We start from the raw sequence: 20,091 nt of genomic DNA, 5'->3' as shown, positions 1-20,091 counted from the left end.
GGCTTGGGAGCCTGCTAGGCGCAGCGCGGGGCGTCGGGGCGGTTGGGCATGGCACTTAATCTGTGAGCGTCGTCGATGAAAGGAGGCGCGCTGCGCAGACCGCGTTCGGTCTCGCGCAGCACCGCCTTGGCCCAGTCGGGCAACGCCGGATTGATGCGGTAATAGATCCAGGTGCTGGCGCGTCGATCCCTCACCAATCCCTGCTCGCGCAGTTGCGCCAGGTGGCGAGAGAGATGTGGCTGACTCACGCCGATCGCCTCGGTGAGTTCGCACACACAGAGTTCACCATGCTGGGCCAACAGCACCAGGGTTCGCAATCGCGTGTCATGGGCAAGGGCGCCAAACAGGGCGCTGGGAGCGAGGGACATGGACACAGGCGTCTTGGGTGCGCGCGCGAGCGCATGTCGTCAGGGGATGACCAGGGTAAAACCAGGCAGCACCTGGTCGGGATCATCGAGCAGGTGACGGTTGGCCTCGAAGATGCGCTGCCACCCCTGGGCGTCGCCATAGACGATCGCGCTGATGCGCCCGATCGTATCCCCTGGGCGCACACGATAGACGGTTCGGCTGCCCTGCGTGCGGGCGAGCAGAGACTGACTGTCATGCAGCTCATGTTCGGCTGCGCGGATGCGCGCTCGCAGTTGTGGATTGTTGATGCCCTGTCCCCCGCGTATGAGCCGCTCGAGGGTCTCGGCCTGCTGCTGGGCTTGGTCGCGAACCTGTTCTGCGGTGATGGTGCCGCCTTCCGGGACCGGCAAGCGTGCGCGCAGCTCGTCGAGCCGGGTCTCGAGCCGCTGTTTTGTCTCCGTGTGGCGCTCATCGGCGGTTCGCAGTCGTTCGATGTGGGCCTCACGCTGGGCGAGCTGCTGCTCCAGGTGCTGGATCCGGGCCTCGACACCTCCGAGCCGATCCTTGTGCTCGCGCAGTCGCAGCTCGGCGGCGGTCAGTTGCGCGCTGTGTTCCTGCGCCGCGCTATCGCGTTGTTGTTTGAGCTGCTCGATCTCCTTGCGCAGCGCCTCGGCGTGGGCCTCGGCGCGTTCGGCGGCGGTTTGGCTGGCGTTCAGTTGGCGCTCGAGCGGGGCCACTCGTGCCGCTCGCTCCTGAAGCTCGGCGTGTTTGCGGTCGAGTTTATCGAGCTGCGTGCGCAACGCCGTCTTCTCGCGTTCGACGTCCTCGAGCCTTGTCCGCAAGGATGAGACCTGATCCTTGGTGTCATCGGTGGCTTCCCGCGCTTGCTCGAGCTGAGTCTCGAGCTTGGCCTTTTCCTCCTCGAGTGAGGCTCTGTCCGCCTCGAGTGAGGCTCTGTCCGCCTCGAGTGATGTCTTGTCCGCCTCGAGCGTGGCTTTTTCTTCCTCGAGCGTGGCTTTCTCTGCATCGAACTCATCTGAGCGTTCAGCATCCGTGATGCTCACCGGTTCCGGGTCGCTCGACGCGGAAGGGGCTTCATCGGCCAATAGGGTCACGCTACAGAGCGCGATCGCGCAGGCACCCGAGGTTGGCCAGAGGCCGGCGAGGAAAGGCCGGCGAGGCGGCCCGTTTCGATTCGCCTGGGTGTTTGCAGAGGGTGTGAACATAGCAAATCTCCTTGGTGAGGGTCGCAACGGGCGTGCGTTCAACGCTGTGAAGGCTTGTCTAGCAGCCGCTCGGCAGTCCAGCGAGGGCCATTGCCATCTCGCCTTCGTCGTAGCTCAGATCATCGAGTTTACCTTCCTTGTAGTCCATGTAGGCCTGCATATCGAAGTGACCGTGGCCGCAGAGATTGAACAGGATCGCCTTGGACTCACCGGACTCGCGGCACTTTTCGGCCTCATGGATCGCCGCGCGCACGGCATGATTGGCCTCGGGGGCTGGCAGGATGCCCTCGGCCTTGGCGAAGCGGATGCCGGCGTCGAAGCACTCGAGCTGGTGGTAGGAGCGCGGCTTGAGCAGCCCGAGCCTGGCCAGATGGCTGATCTGCGGCGCCATGCCGTGGTAACGCAGGCCGCCGGCGTGGAAGCCGGGGGGCACGAAGCCGGAACCGAGGGTGTACATCTTCACCAAGGGGGTCAGATGCGCGGTGTCGCCATAATCGTAGGCGAAGCGGCCCTTGGTCAGCGTCGGGCAAGCCGAGGGCTCGACGGCGATGAATTCGGTCTTGAGATCATCGCGCAGGGCCTGATACAGGAACGGAAACGCGATGCCGGCGAAGTTGCTGCCGCCGCCGGTGCAGCCGATCACCAGGTCGGGATAATCGTCGGCCATCTGCATCTGCTCGATCGACTCCAGGCCGGTGACGGTCTGATGCAGCAGCACATGGTTGAGCACGCTGCCGAGCGCATAGCGCGTGTCATCGCGCTGCACCGCGAGTTCGACCGCCTCGCTGATGGCGATACCGAGGCTGCCGGTGCTGTCCGGATGCTCGGCGAGAATGGCGCGGCCGGATTCGGTACGCTCGCTCGGGCTGGCGATGCACTCGGCGCCCAGCGTTTCCATGTAGGCACGCCGATACGGCTTGTGGTTGAAGCTGACCTTGACCATGAAGACCTGGATCTCGAGGTCGAAGAAGGTCCCGGCCAGTGCCAGCGACGAGCCCCATTGGCCGGCGCCGGTCTCGGTGGTGATGCGTTTGACGCCCTCGGCCTTGTTGTAGAAGGCCTGCGCGATGGCGGTGTTCGGTTTGTGCGAGCCGGCGGGGCTGACGCCCTCGTACTTGTAGTAGATGCGCGCTGGGGTATCCAGCGCCTGCTCCAGGCGCCGGGCGCGGAACAGCGGCGCCGGGCGCCACTGGCGGTAGACCTCGCGCACCGGCCGCGGAATCTCGATCTCGCGCTCGGTGCTCATCTCCTGCTCGATCACGGCGCGCGGGAAGATCGGCGCGAGATCATCGGGCGTGATCGGCTGTTTCGTCCCTGGGTGGAGGACCGGTGCCATCGGCTCGGGTAGGTCGGCGTTGATGTTGTACCAGAACTTCGGCAGGTGCTCTTCGTCGAGCAGGTACTTGACGCTATCGCTCATGATCGTTCTTTCGGTGTCCCCAGGGGTTGATGCGGTGTGTTATACACGAGCCGCCGGTTCGCTAGCGTTGCTGCAACAGGGGCTCGGGCCTACTTCGGCGTGGGTGATGCACGCCGAGAGCACCGGCAAGTGTGCCAGGTTCTTGGTGTTGGCTGAAGAGCCTCACCGGGTAATCGCCCTCCATGATCCTGATGGCAACCGATTGGTGATGGGCGTGCAATGAGCGCAGGCTCGATGGCCTCGGCGCCCATGCTTCGGAGCTGATTCGAGTTCAAGCAAAGGCGATTAAGCGCAGGGCGTCGAGGCGCAAGCGGCTGTTGGCAAGCGTCTCGGCGAGCGCATCCCGCTCGGCCTCCAGCGCCGCGATCTCTTCGGCCCGCACCGCTGGATTGCGGCGGGCGAGGTCACGCAGCCGGTCCAGCTCGGCATCGAGCTGCGCGCGCATCTGCGCGCCTGCCTGCTCGCGTAGCGCTCGCGTCTCGCGCGCGGCCTCCTGCTCGGCCAGCGTCACCATCGCCTCGATCACCTTGCTCTTCGCCTGCAGCAGCGCGCGCGCGAGCGGGCGCCGGGGACGCAGACATTTGCCGCCGAGCGCGTCCGGGTCGATCTCGACGCTGCGCTCCTGGCCCTGTTCGTCGATCAGCATGCGCCGCGCGGTCGGCGGCAGGAAGCGCTGCGCATTGAGGGCGGGCGGCGCTGGGCATTCGGCGACATAAACCGCTTCCAGCAGCAAGGCACTGGAGGGGAAGCGCTTGTCCTGCGTCAGCACCAGCGCGCTGGTGCCCAGATGCGAGCCGGTGACCAACTCGAGCGCGGCTCGGGTCAGCGGATGCTCGCGGGTCAGGAACCGCCGCTCCTCGTGGGCGAGCGCGTGCTGGCGATTGAAGGTCGCGGTCAAGCCCTCGTCTGGCAGTCCGGGGAAGCGCTCTTGCAGCATGTGGGCACCGGGACGCACGACGAGACTGCCGCCGGGCCCGGGCTCGCGCTCGACCCCGAAGGCATCCCAGAGTCCGGTCAGGAAGATCTCGATGGTGGGGTCACGGTCCTCCTCCTCGAGCGCCTGCACCAGGGCACCGCCGCGCGCCGGGCGATGCGAGCTGAGTTCGAGGAGTCGATCGCGGCCGGCGGCGAGTTCGGTATCCAGGCGTGCGCGCAACGCCTGGGCCTCGCCGATCAGCGCCTCGATCTCGGCCGGCTCCGGCGCTGGGTCGGAAAGCAATGCCTGCAGCGTCTCGCGCTGTTCCCAGAACACCGCCGGCGCCGCGGGCTGGTGCGCGGAGAAGGCATCCAGCCCCTCGTGATACCAGCGGAATAGCAGCTCATCGGGCGTGCCGGCCCGATAGGGGACATGGATGCGGATGGTCTCGGTCTGGCCGATGCGATCGAGCCGGCCGATGCGCTGCTCGAGCAGTTCCGGATCGGCGGGCAGGTCGAACAGCACCAGGTGATGGGCGAACTGGAAGTTGCGCCCCTCGCTGCCGATCTCCGAGCAGAGCAGGATCTGGGTGCCTTCCTCGGGGTCGGCGAAGAAGGCGGCGGCGCGGTCGCGCTCAACGATCGGCATCTCCTCATGGAAGATCGCGGCCTGGATGCCGGCGCGTTCGAGCAGCGCGCGGCGCAGATCGAGCACGGTCTCGGCGGTCGTGGTGATCAGCAGCACCTTGGCGGGCGCGAGTTCACGCAGTCGTGCGATCAACCACTCGAGGCGCGGATCCTGCTCCAGCCCCTGCGGATCATCGATCGCCGCCCAGAGTGCATCGAGCGGATCGACTTCGTTGTCAGCGCCCGCATCGTCGGCGTCAGCGCCCGCCTCGAGCCGCGCCGGATGCAGCACGCGCTCGGGAAAACCGCTGATGGCGGCGCGGGTATTGCGAAACAGCACCCGGCCGGTGCCATGCCGGTCGAGCAATTGATCGATGAGCGCCTGGCGTTCGCGCGTGGCTGCGCTGGTTGCCCCGCACTGTTCTGTTGCGGGGGGCTTGCCTGCTGCCTCGAGTTCGCCCGCGGCCTCGTCGGTGTCGGCAGCGCGTGCCGGTTCGGCGCTTGATCCGTCTGCGTCCGCGTCTCCATCGAGCAGCGTGTCGAGCCGTGCCTGTTCGTCCGCGCTCAAAGGCGTCTCGTCCAGCAGTCGCGTTACCAGCTCGGCGACTGGCGCGTACCCTTCCTCTTCGGCGAGAAAGGCCGCGTAGTCGCCGAAGCGCTCCGGGTCCAGCAGCCGTAAGCGGCCGAAGTGTCCGGCGCGACCCAGTTGCTCCGGGGTGGCGGTGAGCAGCAGCACCGCCGGTATCTTGGCGGCGAGGCCGGCGACCAGTTCATAGCCGGGACTGCTCGCCTCGGGCGACCATTCCAGGTGGTGGGCCTCGTCGCAGATCAGCAGATCCCAATCGGCGTGCAGCACGGCATCGGCCAGACCGACATCCTCGGTGAGCAGATCCAGGCTGCAGAGGATGCGTTGCTCAGACTCGAACGGATTGGCGCCTTGCCGCACCAGCGCCTGTACTCGCTTGCGATCGAACAGGGCGACGCTCAGATTGAAGCGGCGCAGCAACTCGACCAACCATTGATGCAAGAGCGGCTCGGGCACCAGGATCAGCACCCGATGCACGCGCCCGGCCAGCAACAGCCGATGCAGGATCAAGCCGGCCTCGATGGTCTTGCCAAGCCCGACCTCATCGGCCAGCAGCACGCGCGGATGGTGACGATCGGCGACCTCGGCGGCGATGTGCAATTGGTGCGGGATCGGGCTGATGCGGGCGCCGAGCAGCCCGCGCGTGGGGGCCGTGGCCAGGCGCGCGGTCTGCTCCAGCGCCTGCACCCGCAGCCGGAACCAGGTGTCGCTGTCCAGGCGCCCGGCGCGCAGGCGCTGCTGCGGGCGGCTCAGGCGCAGCCGTGGATCGATGCGAGTCTCGGGCAGGGGCTCTTCGTGGCCAGCGCTATCGCGCACCAGATAGGTGACGAAGCCATTGTGCTCGAGCAGGTCGACCACGGTCAGGTCACGGCCTTCGAGATCGCGCAGCAACTCACCGGCGGCGAGCTGCGCGCGCCACAGCGGTGTATTGTCGGCGGCATAGGTGCGGCGCTCGCCGGTGGCCGGAAACAGCAGGGTGACGCGGCGATGCTCGACCGCTTCGACCATGCCGAGGCCAAGCTCGGGCTGTGTCTCGGAGAGCCAACGTTGGCCAACGGCAAAGGCAGGGACGGGCTCGGACATAGGGCAGCTCGGTCAACAGTCAAACAAGACCCCCGAATTATCCCGACTTTTGCCTCACTTCGCACGACGACATTGCTGAAATTCTCCATCATGCCCCCGAGATCGCCGCTGACACTGGTCATCGCGCCCAACGCCCTCAAGGGCAGTTGTTCGGCGCGTGCGGCCGCTGGCGCGCTCGCCGCCGGTGTGCGCCGTGCCGCGCCCGAGGCCGAGATCCGGCAGGTGCCGGTCGCCGATGGCGGCGATGGCCTGCTCGAGATCGCCTGCACGAGCCTCGGCGCCGAGCACTGCGAGCGGCGCGTCACCGGGCCGGATTTTATCCCGGTGGAGGCGGCCTTCGCCTGGTTGCCGGGGGAGCGCACCGCGCTCATCGAGATGGCGCTCGCCAGTGGGCTTGCGCTGCTCGCTCCTGCGGAGCGTGATCCGAGTGCGACCACCACCCTCGGCACCGGTGAGCTGATGCGCGAGGCGCTGGCGCTCGGTGCCGAGACCCTGTTCATCGGGCTCGGCGGCAGTGCCACCAACGACGGCGGCATCGGCATGGCGAGCGCGCTCGGCTATCGCTTTCTCGATGCGCAGGGGCGGGCACTGCGGCCGGTCGGCGCCGCGCTCGCGCACATCGCGCGGATCGATAGCACCGGTGTCGATCCGCGGCTGTCAGGGGTGAGGATCGAGGCGATGTGCGATGTCGAGAATCCGCTGACGGGCGCCACGGGGGCTGCCGCGACCTACGCACCACAGAAAGGCGCCACCCCCGAGACCGTCGCCGTGTTGGAGGCCGGTCTGCGGCAGTTGGCCGAGCGCCTGCGCCAAGACCTCGGCTGCGAGGTCGACGCGGTGCCGGGCGCGGGTGCCGCTGGTGGTCTGGGCGCCGGACTCATGGCCTTCTGCGCGGCTGCGCTACGTCCCGGCGCCGAGTTGGTGCTCGATCTGGTCGGGCTGGAAGGCGCGCTCGAGGGGGCGGATCTGGTGTTGACCGCCGAGGGCCGAATCGATGCGCAGAGCGCTTCCGGCAAGGCGCCCGCCGCCGTTGCCGCGCGCGCGCGCCGACATGGCATCCCGTGCATCGGGGTTGGGGGGAGCGTCGGCGATGAGATCGGCGCGCTGCATGGGCTGGGCCTGGATGCGGTCTTCTCGCTCTGTCCCGGCCCCATGGAGCTGGCCGAGGCCGAACGGCGGGTCGAGGAGTTGCTGGCCAAGACCGCCGAGCAGGTGGTGCGCGCCTTCTTGGCTGGGCCCGGCTAACGCTGACAGGCCGCGCAATAGAAGCTCGAGCGCTGGCCGATGCGCCGCTGACGGATGCGAGCGCCGCAGTTCGGGCAGGGCTGCTCAGCGCGCCCGTAGACGCGCAGTGACTGGGCGAAGTAGCCCGGCTTGCCGTCCTCTTGCACGAAGTCGCGCAGGCTGGTGCCGCCCTGGGCGATGGCGGCGGCGAGCACCTCGCGAATCGCACCCGCCAGCACCTCCAGGCGCGCTCGGCTGATGCGCCCGGCGGCGCGGCTCGGATGGATGCGGGCCAGATGCAAGGCTTCGTTGGCGTAGATGTTGCCGACGCCGACGACCACCTGGCTGTCCATGATGAAGGTCTTGATCGCGGCCCGCCGTCCCCGCGCGCGCCGGTGGAGGTAGGCGCCGCTGAAGGCCGGTTCGAGCGGTTCCGGTCCCAGGTCGCGCAGCAGGGGATGCGCCTCGGCCGGCGCCGCCGTCCATTGCAGCATGCCGAAGCGGCGTGGATCGCGAAAGCGCAGGCACGGCCCCTCGTCGAGACAGAGATCGACATGGTCGTGCGGACCCGGCGGCGTGCTCGCTGGCAGCACCCGCAGGCTGCCAGACATGCCCAGGTGCAGCATCAACACGCCCTGTTCGAGGTCGAGCAGCAGATATTTGCCGCGCCGGCGCAGCGCGAGGATGTGCTGGCCGGCAACGCGCTCGCCGGTGTCGGGCGGGATCGGCCAGCGCAGACGCGGCTCGCGCACCTCGAGGCGATCGATCAGATGCCCGCGCAGATGCGGCTCGATGCCGCGCAGGCTGGTCTCGACCTCGGGCAGTTCGGGCATGTCGGTGTTGTCTCCAAAAATCTCACCATCTTCAGGGCTCCGCGCTCAGGTAGCAGATCCAGCCAGCATCGGGCTCTGCCCGCGTGACCGGTTTGAAGAGCCCGTCCGGCTCGCCGTGCTCATCCCAGCCCTGCCAGTAGATGCGCGGCGGGCGAAAGCCCGCCTCGATGAGCAACTCGCGCAGCTCGGGCAGGGTCCAGAGCCGCCAGCGATAGGAAAATGCCTGATCCAGGCGTGAGCCGTCCGGGAAGGCGAAGTGGATCGCGCACTGCATGAGCCCGCTGATCGGGTCGTAATCGGTCTGGTCCCAGGCATAGGTGAAGGGCGGGCCCGCGTCGTCCTCGATCTCGCGCTCCTCGGTGATGACGCGATGGGCGTCGTAGCCGCCGTAGCTGTCGAGGATGAACAGCCCATCGGCGACCAGGCGCTCGCGCACGCGCTGGAAGTAGCGTCGCAAGGCCGCGCGCTCGGTGATCAACCACCAACTGAAGTTCATCGCCAGCACCAGATCGACCGGCTCGCAGCGCACCTTGGCGGCGGGTTCCGGGCCAAGGTCCAATACATCCGCCTCGATCAACCGCAGGCGCGCGCGCTGCTCCGGGGACAGCGCGGGCAGCCGTTCCTCGCGCGTCCATTGCAGCACGGCGGGGTCATTGTCGATCCCGACCGCCCGATGATTCGCATCGCGGTTGACCCATTCGCAGCACACGGCGGCCGTGCCACAGAAGTCCTCGGCGAGCAGGCGGGCAGGGCGCCCGCGCAGAGCGTGAAAGGTTTGCTGGATAAAATCGACCTCCGCTTGCGGGCATTGCACCGCGCGTTCGTAGAGCGCGTGGCGATCGGCTTGATCGGCTTGGCAGGTGCTGGCGGGGGTGTTGGAACCCGTGCTAGGGCGGATGTTGGCGCTGGGCGCGACCGAGAAGGAGCGGGTTTGGGTCCTGTGATCTGGACTCATCGGTGAATACTGGGCCATGGGTATTTGCAAGAGAACAGGGATTTCGCTTAAGCTGTACGGCTTGATGCGTTGCGATGCAACTGTCGGATTCCGGGCATGGTCGCCTGAATGACCCGCGAAGCGGCACCGCAGGCGGCTCCCCCGGAGAACGCTAGGCGCGGCCCAGCATCAACCTGCATTACTGGAGAGGTGTCCGAGTGGCTTAAGGAGCACGCCTGGAAAGTGTGTATAGGTTAACAGCCTATCGTGGGTTCGAATCCCACCCTCTCCGCCATCTGAAAACGGATAACGCCTTTATAATAACGCCTTTATAAACAGAGTGACCGCGTATTTCCGCGCGTCTTGCGTGTCGAGACCCAACTGACGCGCGTGCTTGCGGTGCCTCGATTCGCTTATTGATTGGCGGAATCCCACCAGGGCGCGTCTTGGAAGAGCCGCAGGGCGCTCGGGGCATCGACAGGCCGTGAAAACAGGTAGCCTTGACCGCCGCCGCAGCCAAGCCGCTTCAAGGTTGCGTGCTGCTCGGGCGTCTCGATACCTTCGGCGATGACCTGTTTGTCTAAAGTTTCCGCGAGCCGGAGGATGGCGGTGACGATGGCCTCTGTGCGTACATCCTCGGTGAGCGAGTTGATGAAGCTGCGGTCGATCTTGATGTAATCGAACGGGAATTGGTGGATGTAGCTGAGCGAGGAGTAACCGGTGCCGAAGTCGTCCATGCTCAGCTTGAAGCCGCGCGCATGCAGCGCCTGCATCCCGGCCAGGGCCATGTCCTTGTCGGCGAGGATGGCGCTCTCGGTGATCTCGAGATTGATCAGCGAGGGCGGGCAGCCGTATTGGGCGCTCAGGTCGCTGACCTCGTCGGCGATCTGGCTGCTGATGAACTGCCGGCCAGAGAGGTTGACGCTCACCACCGGCGGCTCGGCGAAATGCGCCGCCCAGGCCACCGCCTGGCGGCAGGCCTCAGCGAGCACGAAGCGGCTGAGGTCGAGGATCAACAGCGTCTCCTCGGCTAGCGGGATGAAGCGATCCGGCGGCACCAACCCGTGCTCGGGGTGCTGCCAACGCACCAGCGCCTCGAAGCCCTTGACCCGCCCCGTGTCGAGCCTGACGATCGGTTGATACTGGAGCACGAATTCATCGCGCTCCAGCGCCCGCCTGAGATCGCGCTCCATTTCCATATCCGCCAAGGCGCGCGCGTGCATGGCCGGGTTGAACAATGCATAGCGGTGCTCACGGCCCTCGCGACGCTTGGCCTGATACATGGCGATATCGGCATCGCGCAGCAGCGCCTCCGGTTGATCATAACGCCCGTCGGCGAGCACGATGCCGATGCTGGCGCTGGTGAAGATCTCCTGGCCGCTGACGGTGAAGGGGGTTTTTAACGCCTGCTCCAGGCGTTGCGCCATGGCTTCAGCGGCATCGGGGCTGGCGATGTGGTTGCTCAGGATCAGGAATTCGTCGCCGCCAAGCCGGGCGATGCTGTTGTCCTGCTCGAGGCAGGCATTCAGGCGTTGGCCAATGACGATCAGGAGCCGGTCACCGAGGCTGTGTCCGAGGCTCTCGTTGACGGTCTTGAAGCGGTCGAGATCCAGAAAGAAGAGCGCGAACCGATAGCCAGGCTCTTGGCGCTGGCGCTTGATGGCGGCTTCCATGTGCCGATACATCAGGGCGCGATTCGGCAACTGCGTGAGTTCATCGCGGAAGGCGTAATGACGCAGGCGCTCCTCGGCCTCTTTGCGCTTGCTGATATCACGCGCGATCAGCAGCAAGCGTGCGCGCTTGGCCGCGCCGATCCTGATCAGGCTCAGCTCGGCCCAGAACGGCTGCCCGGCGGCGTTGCGCAGGCGGCATTCGACCTGCTCGCTACGGCCGGTCAAGGCACGGCGCCAGCGCCGGCGCCAAGTGATGGGGTCCGGTGTCTCTAGCCAGCTCAGGAGTGGCCGTTGCCGCAGCTCGGCGAAGTTGGCACCAAGCAAGCGTTGCGCTTGGCGGTTGGCATCGATCAACTGAGTGTTGCGCCCGTCGATGACTAGAAAGGCATCCTGCGCGCTCTCAAACAGGATGCGGTAGTCAATCTTGGCGCTCTGCAATGCCCGTTTCGCATGACGTTGCTCGGTCAGCGCGAGATAGAAACCGAGCACCGCCTCGGCGATCGCCTGATCGCCGTCGTCGAAGGTGAGCGGCGTTTCCAGCGTCTGTTGGTGCCGGTGGGCGAGCAGCAGCGCCATGCCACTCGGCGCGGACACGGCCAAGAGCCAGTGCTGTAAGCCTTGCGCCCGCAGCGCCGTGTTCAACTCGGACGATACCTGCTCCGTCAACTTGTTGGCGAGTTGCTCCGAGAGCGGCGCCGAGGACGACAGTTCAAAGGTCGCCTTCAGGCCCAGCGCATGCTTTATGACCAGTGTGCCGGTGCGGGTCTGAGTCAGCAGCGCCGCGCAGTCGATTTGCAGGATCTCAACCAGCAGTGCCACCAGATGCTCGCCGAGGTGCTGGTCTACCCGCTGATCGCCCGTCTCTTGGCCGTCGAGCGCGAACAGGCGTTGAATAATGCGCGCGATGAGGCGCTGGCGGGACGCATCGCGGCGCGCCGCCCGCAGTTCGTTACGCGCGCGTAGCAGACGTGAGCCGAGTTCGTCATATTGCTGGCGATAGAAGTCGATGGCCTGTTGACTTGTCTGTGTCTCTCCCACGGAGCGGCTCCTCGGCAAGTCTGTATTCAACCCTGGGCGCTCGGGTTGATGGTGTGGATGCGGTCGTTGTGGTAAAAACAAACACGATTGCGGCCCCCGTCCTTGGCGGCATAGAGCGCTTTATCGGCGGCGCTCAATAAGGCATCAAAATGGTCATGCTCTGCCCCTCGCTGCGCGACGCCTAGGCTGATGGAGAGCTGGATTTCATGCTCGCCATAGTCGATGCGGAGAGCGGCGATGCGCCGTCTCAGGCGTTCGGCGACGACGATGAGTTGCTTGATGTCCGACAACGAACTCAGCAACAGAAACTCCTCGCCTCCCATGCGGTAGATCCCTTCACCTTGGCGAATATCGGCCTTTAAGGCCTTGGCGACATCGGTCAGCACCTGATCGCCCGCCGCATGCCCGAAGTGATCGTTAATGTGTTTGAAATGGTCGATATCGATCATGATGACCGACATTGGCTGATCGGTGCGCTCGCTCATGCTCCAGGCCTGGCCGAGGGCCTCGATGGCCGATCGGCGGTTGGGCAAGCTGGTGAGCTGATCCGTCAGGGACAGGACCTCCATGCGTCTGTGACTCAGCGCCAGTTCATTGGCGATCCGGCGTAGCTCGGCGCGATCATGCTCCCATTTCGCTTGCAGATCGAAGAATCGCTGCACAACAAGCAGATGGGCCTCGAGTTCTTGCGTGCCGATGTCCTGGCGAACGCAGATATCGGCTCCAGAGGACAGGGCTTGTGTGGTCTGCTCGCTATCGCAGCAGTCGAGTATCGACATGATGTAGACCTTTTTGCCCCATTCAGTCGAGCGGATCAGTCGGCAGAGCCGGTCTTTTTCGACCGCCGCGTCCTCTCCGATCATGATGAGTTGGGGCTGGATTTGAAGTGCAAGCCTCAGGAATTCGTTCTGCTCATGACAAGCGTGTACATGGATGGATCTCGTCTCCAGGAGCTGTTGGAGCGCATGGTCGCTGCCCACAGCATGGATCAACAGCGCCTGCAGTTTTTTGCTCTTGGAATCGGGAGTGGCCGCGTCGGGGTCATCCGCTGCGCCCGGGGTACCAGCCGGTGGCAGTGGAGCCTCGGGGAGTTCCAAAACCTTCGACCATTCCTGCCATTGCTTGAGACTCTGCCTCAGCAGCGGCGAGATTTGCTCGACGGGCAGGCCGAGTCGTCTGGCTAAGGTCTTGGTTCGATTCGCCTGGCTCGCCTCGCTGATACTCGTTTCTAGACAGGATTCCGCGAGCTGATGGCCGAGGTGGAAAAGCGTCGCTAGCTTCGCGCCGCGCGAATGCTCGGCGAAGTCCGCCTTGCCTGAGTTCTCATGGAATTTGGCCGGCTCCACCAAGGCTTCGGGAAGACCGAAATCCTCTAGCATCTCCGCGGATAATTCATTGTGGTCGAAGCCAAACCGCTGGCGTTCCGCGGCAGCGAGATCGGAAGGCTTGGCGTCGAGTAGATCGGAAAACGCCTGCGGATAGATCGTGGCGAACGCCAGTAGCCCGATGCGCGCCATCAGCGCGCATGTAAAAAGCTCCTCGGGTGGGGCGAGGTAGGTGACGCGTCCGAGTTCCCTGCAAATCAAGGCCATCAGCAGACATTGCGACCAAAACCCGAGATAGTCGAAAGATTGGCAGCGCTCATCGTAATTGTTGACATCGATCAGCGAAAAGGCGACGGCCAACTCCCCAACGGTCTTCAAGCCGATTCTGACGATGGCCTCGGGGATGGAGGTGACGGGTCTGAGGCCGGTGCTGGCGGAGTTCGCGAGCTTGAGGAGACGGCCGCAAAGCGCAGGGTCGGTCTGGGCGAGATGCGCAAGCTGATTGACGGTTGCATGCTCATCCTCCCAGAGTTCCATAATGGCGAGCGCGACTCCGTTAGGACTGGGTAGTTTCTCGGCTGCGTTGTCGAGCAGTGTTCTCGCTGTGCTCAAGGGGGGATCTCCACTGACTACCAGCATCATGCGTTGCCCACCTGCATAGTACCCCGTGGCTGCGGCATGATAAAAGCGAGATGCGCCAGCATGGGAACTGGCAAACCAACGTAACAAACCTTTAAACTAGGTCATTGATCATTGGTAGGGGTGCTGGATGTCTTGGAGTACCACGAACCCGGCCCTGGGTGAGGCGCGCCATAATGACGCCTTCACCGCGGCCCAGAGCGCCGCGCGCCAAGCCCGCGAGCGCCTTGGCGCGACGCCGAGCTGGGCCTTGGCCTTCGGCGGTGGTCGGCTTGACCCGACCGCGTTGCTGACCGGTCTGCGCAGCGTGCTTGGTGAGATCCCGATCGTCGGTGGCAGCGCCGCCGGCCTGATCACCGCCCAGGGCGCAAAGCTGACTGGGTTCGAATGTGGCCTGCTGTTGTTTGCCGAGCCGCTGGTGCCAGGCGCGATCCTGAGCGAGACTCAGGCCGGACGCTGTGACGCCCGGGCTACCGGGCAACGCCTCGGCGCCGCGCTGCGCGCGACCGACGCCGAGGCCTCAACGATTTTGCTGCTCTACGACTCAGTGCATGCAACCTCCCCGTTGCAACTGCATATTGGCAGTTACCTGGTCAACGGTTTCCGCGAAGGGCTCAACGGGCTCGAGGCACAACTGATCGGTGCTGGAACCCTGGGGGAGCTGGGAATGGAAACCAGCGTCGTCTTCGATGGTCGCGAGGCGCGACGTCATAGCGTTGTCGCGGTGTCGATGCCGAAGGGGCTGCGCAGTCATCTTCGCATCACCCATGGCTGTTACCCGGTCAGCGATTTCATGACCATCACCCGTGTCGAGGAAGAACGCATCCTCGAACTCGACGGTCGGCCGGCCTTGTCGGTGGTGGCCGAACGTTTGGCGATTTCCGAGGCCGAGCTGGCGCGCATGGTGCCCCCAGTGCTCGCGTTGGCCCTGGGCGAAAAGCAAGGCGATCCCTTCGCCCCCTTTGCCGACGCGAACTATAATAACCGTTTGGTGTTCGCCGCAGATGCCGAGGACGGGGCGTTGATACTCTGCGAGGCCGATTTCGCCGTTGGCAGCCGCGTCCAGCTGATGGATATCGAACCGCAGAGTATGCTTGATTCGGTGCGAGAACAGACCGACTCCTTGCTCGTCGAGCTGGGCGAGGCCAGGCCCTTGTTCGGGCTCTACATCGACTGCGCGGGTCGCTCGATGGCGTTCAGCGGCACGGACGAGGACGAGTCCGCGCCCGTGCGTACCCTGATCGGCGAGCGTTGTCCGCTACTCGGGTTCTTCTCCGGTGTCGAGATCGCTCCGGTGCGGGATTGCGCCCGGCCGCTGGATTGGACAGGGGTCATGGCGGTCTTCACCATGGCCGCGGACTCGGACTGAGTCTCCCGCCCCGATTGAGTGCTGTTGTTATGGAGCCGTATTATGGATGATCCGCACGCAAGCCAGCAGGCGATCGACTTCTACCGCCAGCAGTACGACGAACTCGGGGCACGTCTGCTACAAGCGCGCCACGAGCTGCGGGCGGCGCGCCGCGATGCGTATCGTCAGCGGGCCATCGCGCGTATTATTCAGCGCTTGTCCCTGCTCGCCGGTCGCGAGCTGAGCAATCGGCAGGCGGACGAGCGCCTCGGCGAGCATCTCGTGGCGCTGCTGGTCGAATCCCTACAAATCGACTGTGCCGCGGTGCTCACCCAGACCAACGTCGATCCCCCCGGCGCCGATACCCTGGTCGTTGCGCATGCGCTTGGCCTAGATATGACCTTTCAAGTGACCCTGTCGGTACCGCTTTCGGAACAGCCACTCAACATGGTTACGGAGCAGGTGCCGCCCGAGGCGCGCGCGGCGCTGCGAGGCCAAGGCTTGCGGCACTGGCTTTGGACGGCGTCTCCCCGCAGCGGGATAGTGCTGCTGCTCGGCCAGCGGCGCGAACAAGTGCAGGGGTTACCACTATGCTTCGAGGAAGACGATCTGGCGATTGCCGAAGCCGGCTTGTGCTTCTTCGAGGCGACCAGGCTCTCGGTGACTGATCATTTGACCGAGCTGGTTAATCGCACCCGCCTGGATCAGGTGATGGAAGAAAACCTGATGCGATCAAGGCGTTATGCAACGCCGTTTTCAGTGATCATGGTGGATATGGATCACTTCAAATTGGTGAACGACCAACATGGTCATCAGGTCGGGGATGAGGTGCTGGTGTGCCTGGCCAAGGTACTGATGAACAACACGCGGGCGGTGGATGTGGTTGGGCGCTGGGGTGGCGAGGAGTTCATGGTCGTGGCGCCGTCCACGGACCTTGCGCAGGCCGTCCATCTGGCGGAAAAACTGCGCATGGCGATTGCCAACAGCGAGCTTCCCGCGGTGGGATTCAAGACCGCGAGCATTGGCGTGGCCAGTTACCACGCCGGGGATGATCGTGAATCGATGATCGGGCGCAGCGATGCCGCCTTGTACAAGGCGAAAAGGAACGGTCGCAATCAGGTTTGGTATTGAGCCCTGCGCCGCACCAACCTAGCGCAGCAACAACGTTGGCACCTTCGCCGAGCGCAGCAGGTCGGTGGTCTTGCTGCCCAAGAACAGGCTGCGCAGCGGTGAATGGCCGTAGGCCCCCATCAGCAGCATGTCGATCGACTGCTCATGCACGTATTGGGCGATGACCCGCTCGGTGTCGCCGTGGATGAGCGCCAGACTCACCTCGAAGCCGGTCTCTTCCAGCGTGCTGCGCGCCCAGTCGAGCTGCTTCTCGCTGTCGCGGCGCGGCTTACCGCTCATCAGCACATGCACCGATAGACCCCGGAACAAGGGACTTGCCGCCACCATTTCGACCCCGCGGCGGGTCATGCTGCCGCCGTCGAAGGCGATCAGCACCCGTTTGGGCTCGGTGAGGGTGAACACGGTGACCGCCACGGTAGCGATCATGACGATATTGGCGTCCAGCGAATGCTCGCGCAGATTCTTGAACGAGGCCCAGTTGAAGGTGCCGATCGAGACCATGATCATCACCGCCACCAGCGCTGCCATCGGGATCTTCGCCACCCATTCGTTGGCGAACACCACCATCAGCAGCAGGAACACACCGCTGGCCAGGGTCGAGAGCCGCCCACGACCGCCGGATTTCACGTTGATCACGGTCTGGCCGATCATCGCGCAGCCGGCCATGCCGCCGAAGAAGTCGGTGATGACATTCACCGTGCCCTGGCCGATGCATTCGCGGTTCTGATGCGGCGTCCGAAGGGCGAGCGGCCATAGCCGGTGTCTGTCAAATCCGGCACCATTGGGCCCAAAATTATCCAGCAATCGTCGCAATCGACCAACGCTTGGGCAAGAACGACATTAGCTTTCGGGTCTTGGCAAGTCCTGGTTCTGTTGGCGAAGTCGGATTGCACGCACAGCTGCCACGCCCTGATGGATCGCGCTCGCAGATGCGGCCATGATCTTCGATCCAGACCCAATGGCCGTTGCGATGCCGCATCCGGTATTCGCCCTGAAAGTCATCCTGATCGCCGCGGATCGCGCGTTCAAGCGCGTCTAGCGTGGCTACGGCATCGTCCGGGTGCAGTTGGGCCCGCCACCAGTCGATCGTGGGGACGATCTCATCGGGGGCATACCCAAGCATGGCAAAGTATCTGGCATCCGCGCCGGCTTTGCCGGTCTGGATGTTGGCCCAGTAGACTCCAGTCCCGCTCGCATCCAGGGCGATATCCAGGCGTTGTTGGGTTCTGATGAGGTGCTTTTCGGTCTCGGCCTGCTCACTGATGTCGAGGACAAAGCCCACCAGATCAGCGCTGTTTGAATCCTGCCTTGGTAATGCCGATCCGTAAACGCGGGCGGTGCCTGAGCTGCCGTCCTCGCGTCGAATGCCGACGGTGATGGCATAGGCCGTGCCTTGCTCGCTGCAGCGGGTTACTGCGTCGCGCAGCCTGGGCCAGTCTTCGCTTGCGACATAGTGCTCATGCTGATCAAAGCTGGGCTCGCCGAGGGCGGGATCACGTTGGAAGATCGCAAATACCTGGCTCGACCATTGCGGGCGCCCCGTTGCAACATTCAGCCGCCAATGCCCGATCCGCGAGATCGATTCCGCGACATTCAGTAGCTCCCGCAAGTGCCGCAGCTCGTCAATTTCATCCACTTGCGACGCAGCCTCTCGGGCATAGAGGACGACTTCGGATGCCTCACCGAGCGAAAACAGGCGGATACTGAGGTCGACCTCGAGCCTGCTGCCATCACGGTGGCTGAATGCTTCGACGGCACGGACAAGCGACAGCTCATTGAGCCGCTGCCAGAGGCCGTTCCAGCGCTTGCTGGACCAGTTGGGATTGATCTGCCAGATCGAGCGGGTAAGCAGCTCGTCACGGGGATAGCCGAGCCATAGGCAGGCGCTGCTGTTTGCGTCGAGGATGCGACCCTGGGCATCGATCCGGAGGATTGAATCGGGTGCTTGCTCGAAAACGAAACGATCGACGATCATGGCTGCCTCCTGCCAAGCGTGCTACGGATGTCGCTGGTGGGGGCAGCGACACGCCTTGCCTATTCCATACACTCAATCAAAGATTAGCACAGGATGCGACAGCCGTTGTTTGGCCAGCTTGAGGCTCCTAACTTGGGGGGCTAGCGCCTTTTTCCTAGTGGGATTACGATGGGCGAGCAGACTTGAGCTAAAACAGCATCGGCTTTTCAGAGTCCTCGGCTTCGCCAAGCTCTCTCCAGCTGAAGCTGGTGCGCAATTCGGGATGACGTTGATAGCCCCGCTTTTCCCAGAAGCGGTCTAGGGGCACATAGGCTGGCGGTTGGCGTGGGTCAGTCGCGTCACGCTGCACGGCGCAGAAGGTGTACCCGTAGCTCGGCCAGTGCGGGGATATGACGCTCGAGCTCGGCGCCGGTGGCGGTGAGGATCTGAAGATTGTCGGTCATCGGGGCGTTAGCGTTCTTGGAGTAAGCGGCTATTTGCAACGCTAGGCTCGATCATCCCCTGCGTCCATTTGAGTATCGCCAGGACGGATGCGGATGCGCTCGGCGGTCGCCGTCAGAATGGCACCCTCGGACAACTCGGCACCATAGCGGGCAAGAATCGTGGCACAGTGAATGCCCTGCCGACGTCCCGGCAGGCCAACCAATCGTATGATGCCTCGGTGGGGCCGGCCATAGACGATCGCTAATTCGCCGAAGTCCTTGTCCAAGGTGACGAGTACCCGATTCTCCTCGAAGGCTTGCTGCATGATCGCCGTATCGCCAGGATCGGGCTCCGTCTCGCCCATCCAACGCACGTCATGGCCAGCCTCGCTGAGATCGCGCGCAGCGCCACCCCAGACGCAGCTGTCCAGCAGCACCTTCATGCGGCATCGACCATCAGCGGCTCGACACGCTCGTGCTCGACCAGACGATGGGCATAGGCGAGACAGGCCAGCACGTCCTCGCGCTCCAGCCATGGATAGCCTTCTAGCAGGGTGTCGATGTCGTCGCCGGCGGCCAGCATGCCCAGTACGTGCTCAACGGCCAAGCGACGACCGCGAACAATGGGTTTGCCACCGAAGATGGCGGGGTTGATGGTGATGCGTTTCAGGGTCTGATCTTCTTGCATGGTTTTTTCCTCTCAAAGACTTTTCCAATTTGGGCAGCCGATGAGGCGTTTCGTTTGGGCTGTGTTTGCATTAGCGGCCAGGGGCTGGCCTCGCAGGTCGATGGGTGAAGGTCAAGATACCATTCGGCTGGCAGAGTGGGCAGATCCCGTGCAGACTGAGTTGAAGAATCAGGTATGCTCGCGCCCGGTCCCGAGCCTGATCCTTCATGCATCGGTTGGTTTGGTTAACAGCCGGAAATTCCGTTTGCGGAGTAAAAGCTCGGTGGGCTATGTCTATCTTGCAATCGCGATCGCCTTCTATCTGTTTGGCATTATCGGCATGGCGCTGATCGTCGCGGTGGTGGTGATAATCAGCGCCCTCTCGAGGACGACTGGACATTGACTTGACCTGACTTGACCAGCTCAGCGCAGCAACAACGTTGGCACCTTTGCCGAGCGCAGCAGGTCGGTGGTCTTGCTGCCCAAGAACAGGCTGCGCAGCGGTGAATGGCCGTAGGCGCCCATCAGCAGCATGTCGATCGACTGCTCATGCACGTATTGGGCGATGACCCGCTCGGTGTCGCCGTGGATGAGCGCCAGACTCACCTCGAAGCCGGTCTCTTCCAGCGTGCTGCGCGCCCAGTCGAGCTGCTTCTCGCTGTCGCGGCGCGGCTTGC

General features: G+C 64.3%; 17 protein-coding genes, 1 tRNA gene and 1 pseudogene. 5 read left to right on the top strand and 14 right to left on the bottom strand.

Annotated features, from left to right (window positions below; all coding sequences use genetic code 11):
- Positions 1-14: 14 nt before the first annotated feature.
- From CCR82_RS06595 to rapA, 4 genes are all read right to left on the bottom strand, one after another.
- Positions 15-368 carry an ArsR/SmtB family transcription factor gene (locus CCR82_RS06595; protein WP_201244605.1) on the bottom strand — a complete coding sequence of 118 codons (354 nt, stop codon included), beginning with the start codon at positions 366-368 and terminating at the stop codon, positions 15-17.
- A 39-nt stretch (positions 369-407) separates the two neighbouring features.
- Positions 408-1,574: a LysM peptidoglycan-binding domain-containing protein gene (locus CCR82_RS06590; protein ID WP_201244604.1), complete on the bottom strand. Its 1,167-nt coding sequence runs from the start codon at positions 1,572-1,574 to the stop codon at positions 408-410.
- A gap of 58 nt (positions 1,575-1,632) precedes the next feature.
- The gene (locus CCR82_RS06585; protein WP_201244603.1) at positions 1,633-2,994 is read right to left on the bottom strand and encodes a TrpB-like pyridoxal phosphate-dependent enzyme; all 1,362 of its coding nucleotides are present in this window, start codon (positions 2,992-2,994) and stop codon (positions 1,633-1,635) included.
- 271 nt (positions 2,995-3,265) lie between these two features.
- Positions 3,266-6,205, bottom strand: a complete 2,940-nt coding sequence (rapA, locus tag CCR82_RS06580) for an RNA polymerase-associated protein RapA (RefSeq protein ID WP_201244602.1) — start codon at positions 6,203-6,205, stop codon at positions 3,266-3,268.
- 90 nt (positions 6,206-6,295) lie between these two features.
- On the opposite strand from rapA, the gene CCR82_RS06575 reads away from it, so the two are divergent.
- Complete coding sequence (locus CCR82_RS06575; protein WP_201244601.1) at positions 6,296-7,450, top strand: glycerate kinase; 1,155 nt, start codon at positions 6,296-6,298, stop codon at positions 7,448-7,450.
- On the opposite strand, the gene mutM is transcribed toward CCR82_RS06575, so the two are convergent.
- Together mutM and CCR82_RS06565 are read right to left on the bottom strand one after the other, a co-directional pair.
- The gene (gene mutM, locus CCR82_RS06570) at positions 7,447-8,262 is read right to left on the bottom strand and encodes a bifunctional DNA-formamidopyrimidine glycosylase/DNA-(apurinic or apyrimidinic site) lyase (RefSeq protein ID WP_201244600.1); all 816 of its coding nucleotides are present in this window, start codon (positions 8,260-8,262) and stop codon (positions 7,447-7,449) included. The genes CCR82_RS06575 and mutM overlap by 4 nt on opposite strands.
- A 31-nt stretch (positions 8,263-8,293) precedes the next feature.
- The gene (locus CCR82_RS06565) at positions 8,294-9,217 is read right to left on the bottom strand and encodes a class I SAM-dependent methyltransferase (protein ID WP_242513307.1); all 924 of its coding nucleotides are present in this window, start codon (positions 9,215-9,217) and stop codon (positions 8,294-8,296) included.
- Positions 9,218-9,400: 183 nt separating this feature from the next.
- On the opposite strand from CCR82_RS06565, the gene CCR82_RS06560 reads away from it, so the two are divergent.
- A tRNA-Ser gene (locus tag CCR82_RS06560) sits at positions 9,401-9,491 on the top strand.
- Positions 9,492-9,609: 118 nt separating this feature from the next.
- Here the strand turns inward: CCR82_RS06560 and CCR82_RS06555 are convergent.
- The gene (locus CCR82_RS06555) at positions 9,610-11,907 is read right to left on the bottom strand and encodes an EAL domain-containing protein (protein WP_201244599.1); all 2,298 of its coding nucleotides are present in this window, start codon (positions 11,905-11,907) and stop codon (positions 9,610-9,612) included.
- Between the two features lie 26 nt (positions 11,908-11,933).
- Entirely contained in the window at positions 11,934-13,874 is a 1,941-nt protein-coding gene (locus tag CCR82_RS06550; RefSeq protein WP_201244598.1) for a GGDEF domain-containing protein, read from the bottom strand.
- Between the two features lie 127 nt (positions 13,875-14,001).
- On the opposite strand from CCR82_RS06550, the gene CCR82_RS06545 reads away from it, so the two are divergent.
- Both CCR82_RS06545 and CCR82_RS06540 read left to right on the top strand, forming a co-directional pair.
- Positions 14,002-15,240 carry an FIST signal transduction protein gene (locus CCR82_RS06545; RefSeq protein WP_201244597.1) on the top strand — a complete coding sequence of 413 codons (1,239 nt, stop codon included), beginning with the start codon at positions 14,002-14,004 and terminating at the stop codon, positions 15,238-15,240.
- 195 nt (positions 15,241-15,435) lie between these two features.
- Positions 15,436-16,350: a GGDEF domain-containing protein gene (locus CCR82_RS06540; protein WP_201244596.1), complete on the top strand. Its 915-nt coding sequence runs from the start codon at positions 15,436-15,438 to the stop codon at positions 16,348-16,350.
- Between the two features lie 18 nt (positions 16,351-16,368).
- Here the strand turns inward: CCR82_RS06540 and CCR82_RS06535 are convergent, their stop codons facing one another.
- The 5 genes and pseudogenes from CCR82_RS06535 to CCR82_RS06515 all read right to left on the bottom strand — a co-directional run bounded on the left by CCR82_RS06535 (position 16,369) and on the right by CCR82_RS06515 (position 19,435).
- Complete coding sequence (locus CCR82_RS06535; RefSeq protein WP_242513311.1) at positions 16,369-16,629, bottom strand: universal stress protein; 261 nt, start codon at positions 16,627-16,629, stop codon at positions 16,369-16,371.
- A 114-nt stretch (positions 16,630-16,743) separates the two neighbouring features.
- Positions 16,744-17,076, bottom strand: a pseudogene (locus CCR82_RS06530) (SulP family inorganic anion transporter); the annotation flags it as partial.
- A gap of 67 nt (positions 17,077-17,143) precedes the next feature.
- Positions 17,144-18,325, bottom strand: coding sequence for a PAS domain-containing protein (locus CCR82_RS06525; RefSeq protein ID WP_201244595.1), 1,182 nt, complete (start codon positions 18,323-18,325; stop codon positions 17,144-17,146).
- Positions 18,326-18,809: 484 nt separating this feature from the next.
- Positions 18,810-19,190, bottom strand: coding sequence for a DUF5615 family PIN-like protein (locus CCR82_RS06520; RefSeq protein WP_201244594.1), 381 nt, complete (start codon positions 19,188-19,190; stop codon positions 18,810-18,812).
- Complete coding sequence (locus CCR82_RS06515) at positions 19,187-19,435, bottom strand: DUF433 domain-containing protein (protein ID WP_201244593.1); 249 nt, start codon at positions 19,433-19,435, stop codon at positions 19,187-19,189. Before CCR82_RS06515 ends, CCR82_RS06520 begins: the two co-directional genes overlap by 4 nt.
- 100 nt (positions 19,436-19,535) lie before the next feature.
- Between CCR82_RS06515 and CCR82_RS06510 the strand changes: the two genes are divergently transcribed.
- A complete protein-coding gene (locus CCR82_RS06510) occupies positions 19,536-19,817 on the top strand; it encodes a hypothetical protein (protein WP_201244592.1) in 282 nt (93 codons plus the stop codon).
- Positions 19,818-19,837: 20 nt separating this feature from the next.
- Here the strand turns inward: CCR82_RS06510 and CCR82_RS06505 are convergent.
- Positions 19,838-20,091, bottom strand: a 254-nt coding sequence (locus CCR82_RS06505) for a universal stress protein (RefSeq protein ID WP_201244591.1), incomplete at its 5' end; no start/stop codon positions are given.

This window comes from Halochromatium salexigens (genome assembly GCF_016653295.1).
GTDB classification, from domain to species: domain Bacteria; phylum Pseudomonadota; class Gammaproteobacteria; order Chromatiales; family Chromatiaceae; genus Lamprobacter; species Lamprobacter salexigens.
The sequence above is the reverse complement of the archived record's forward strand: the minus strand, read 5'-3'. Positions and strand labels throughout refer to the sequence as shown.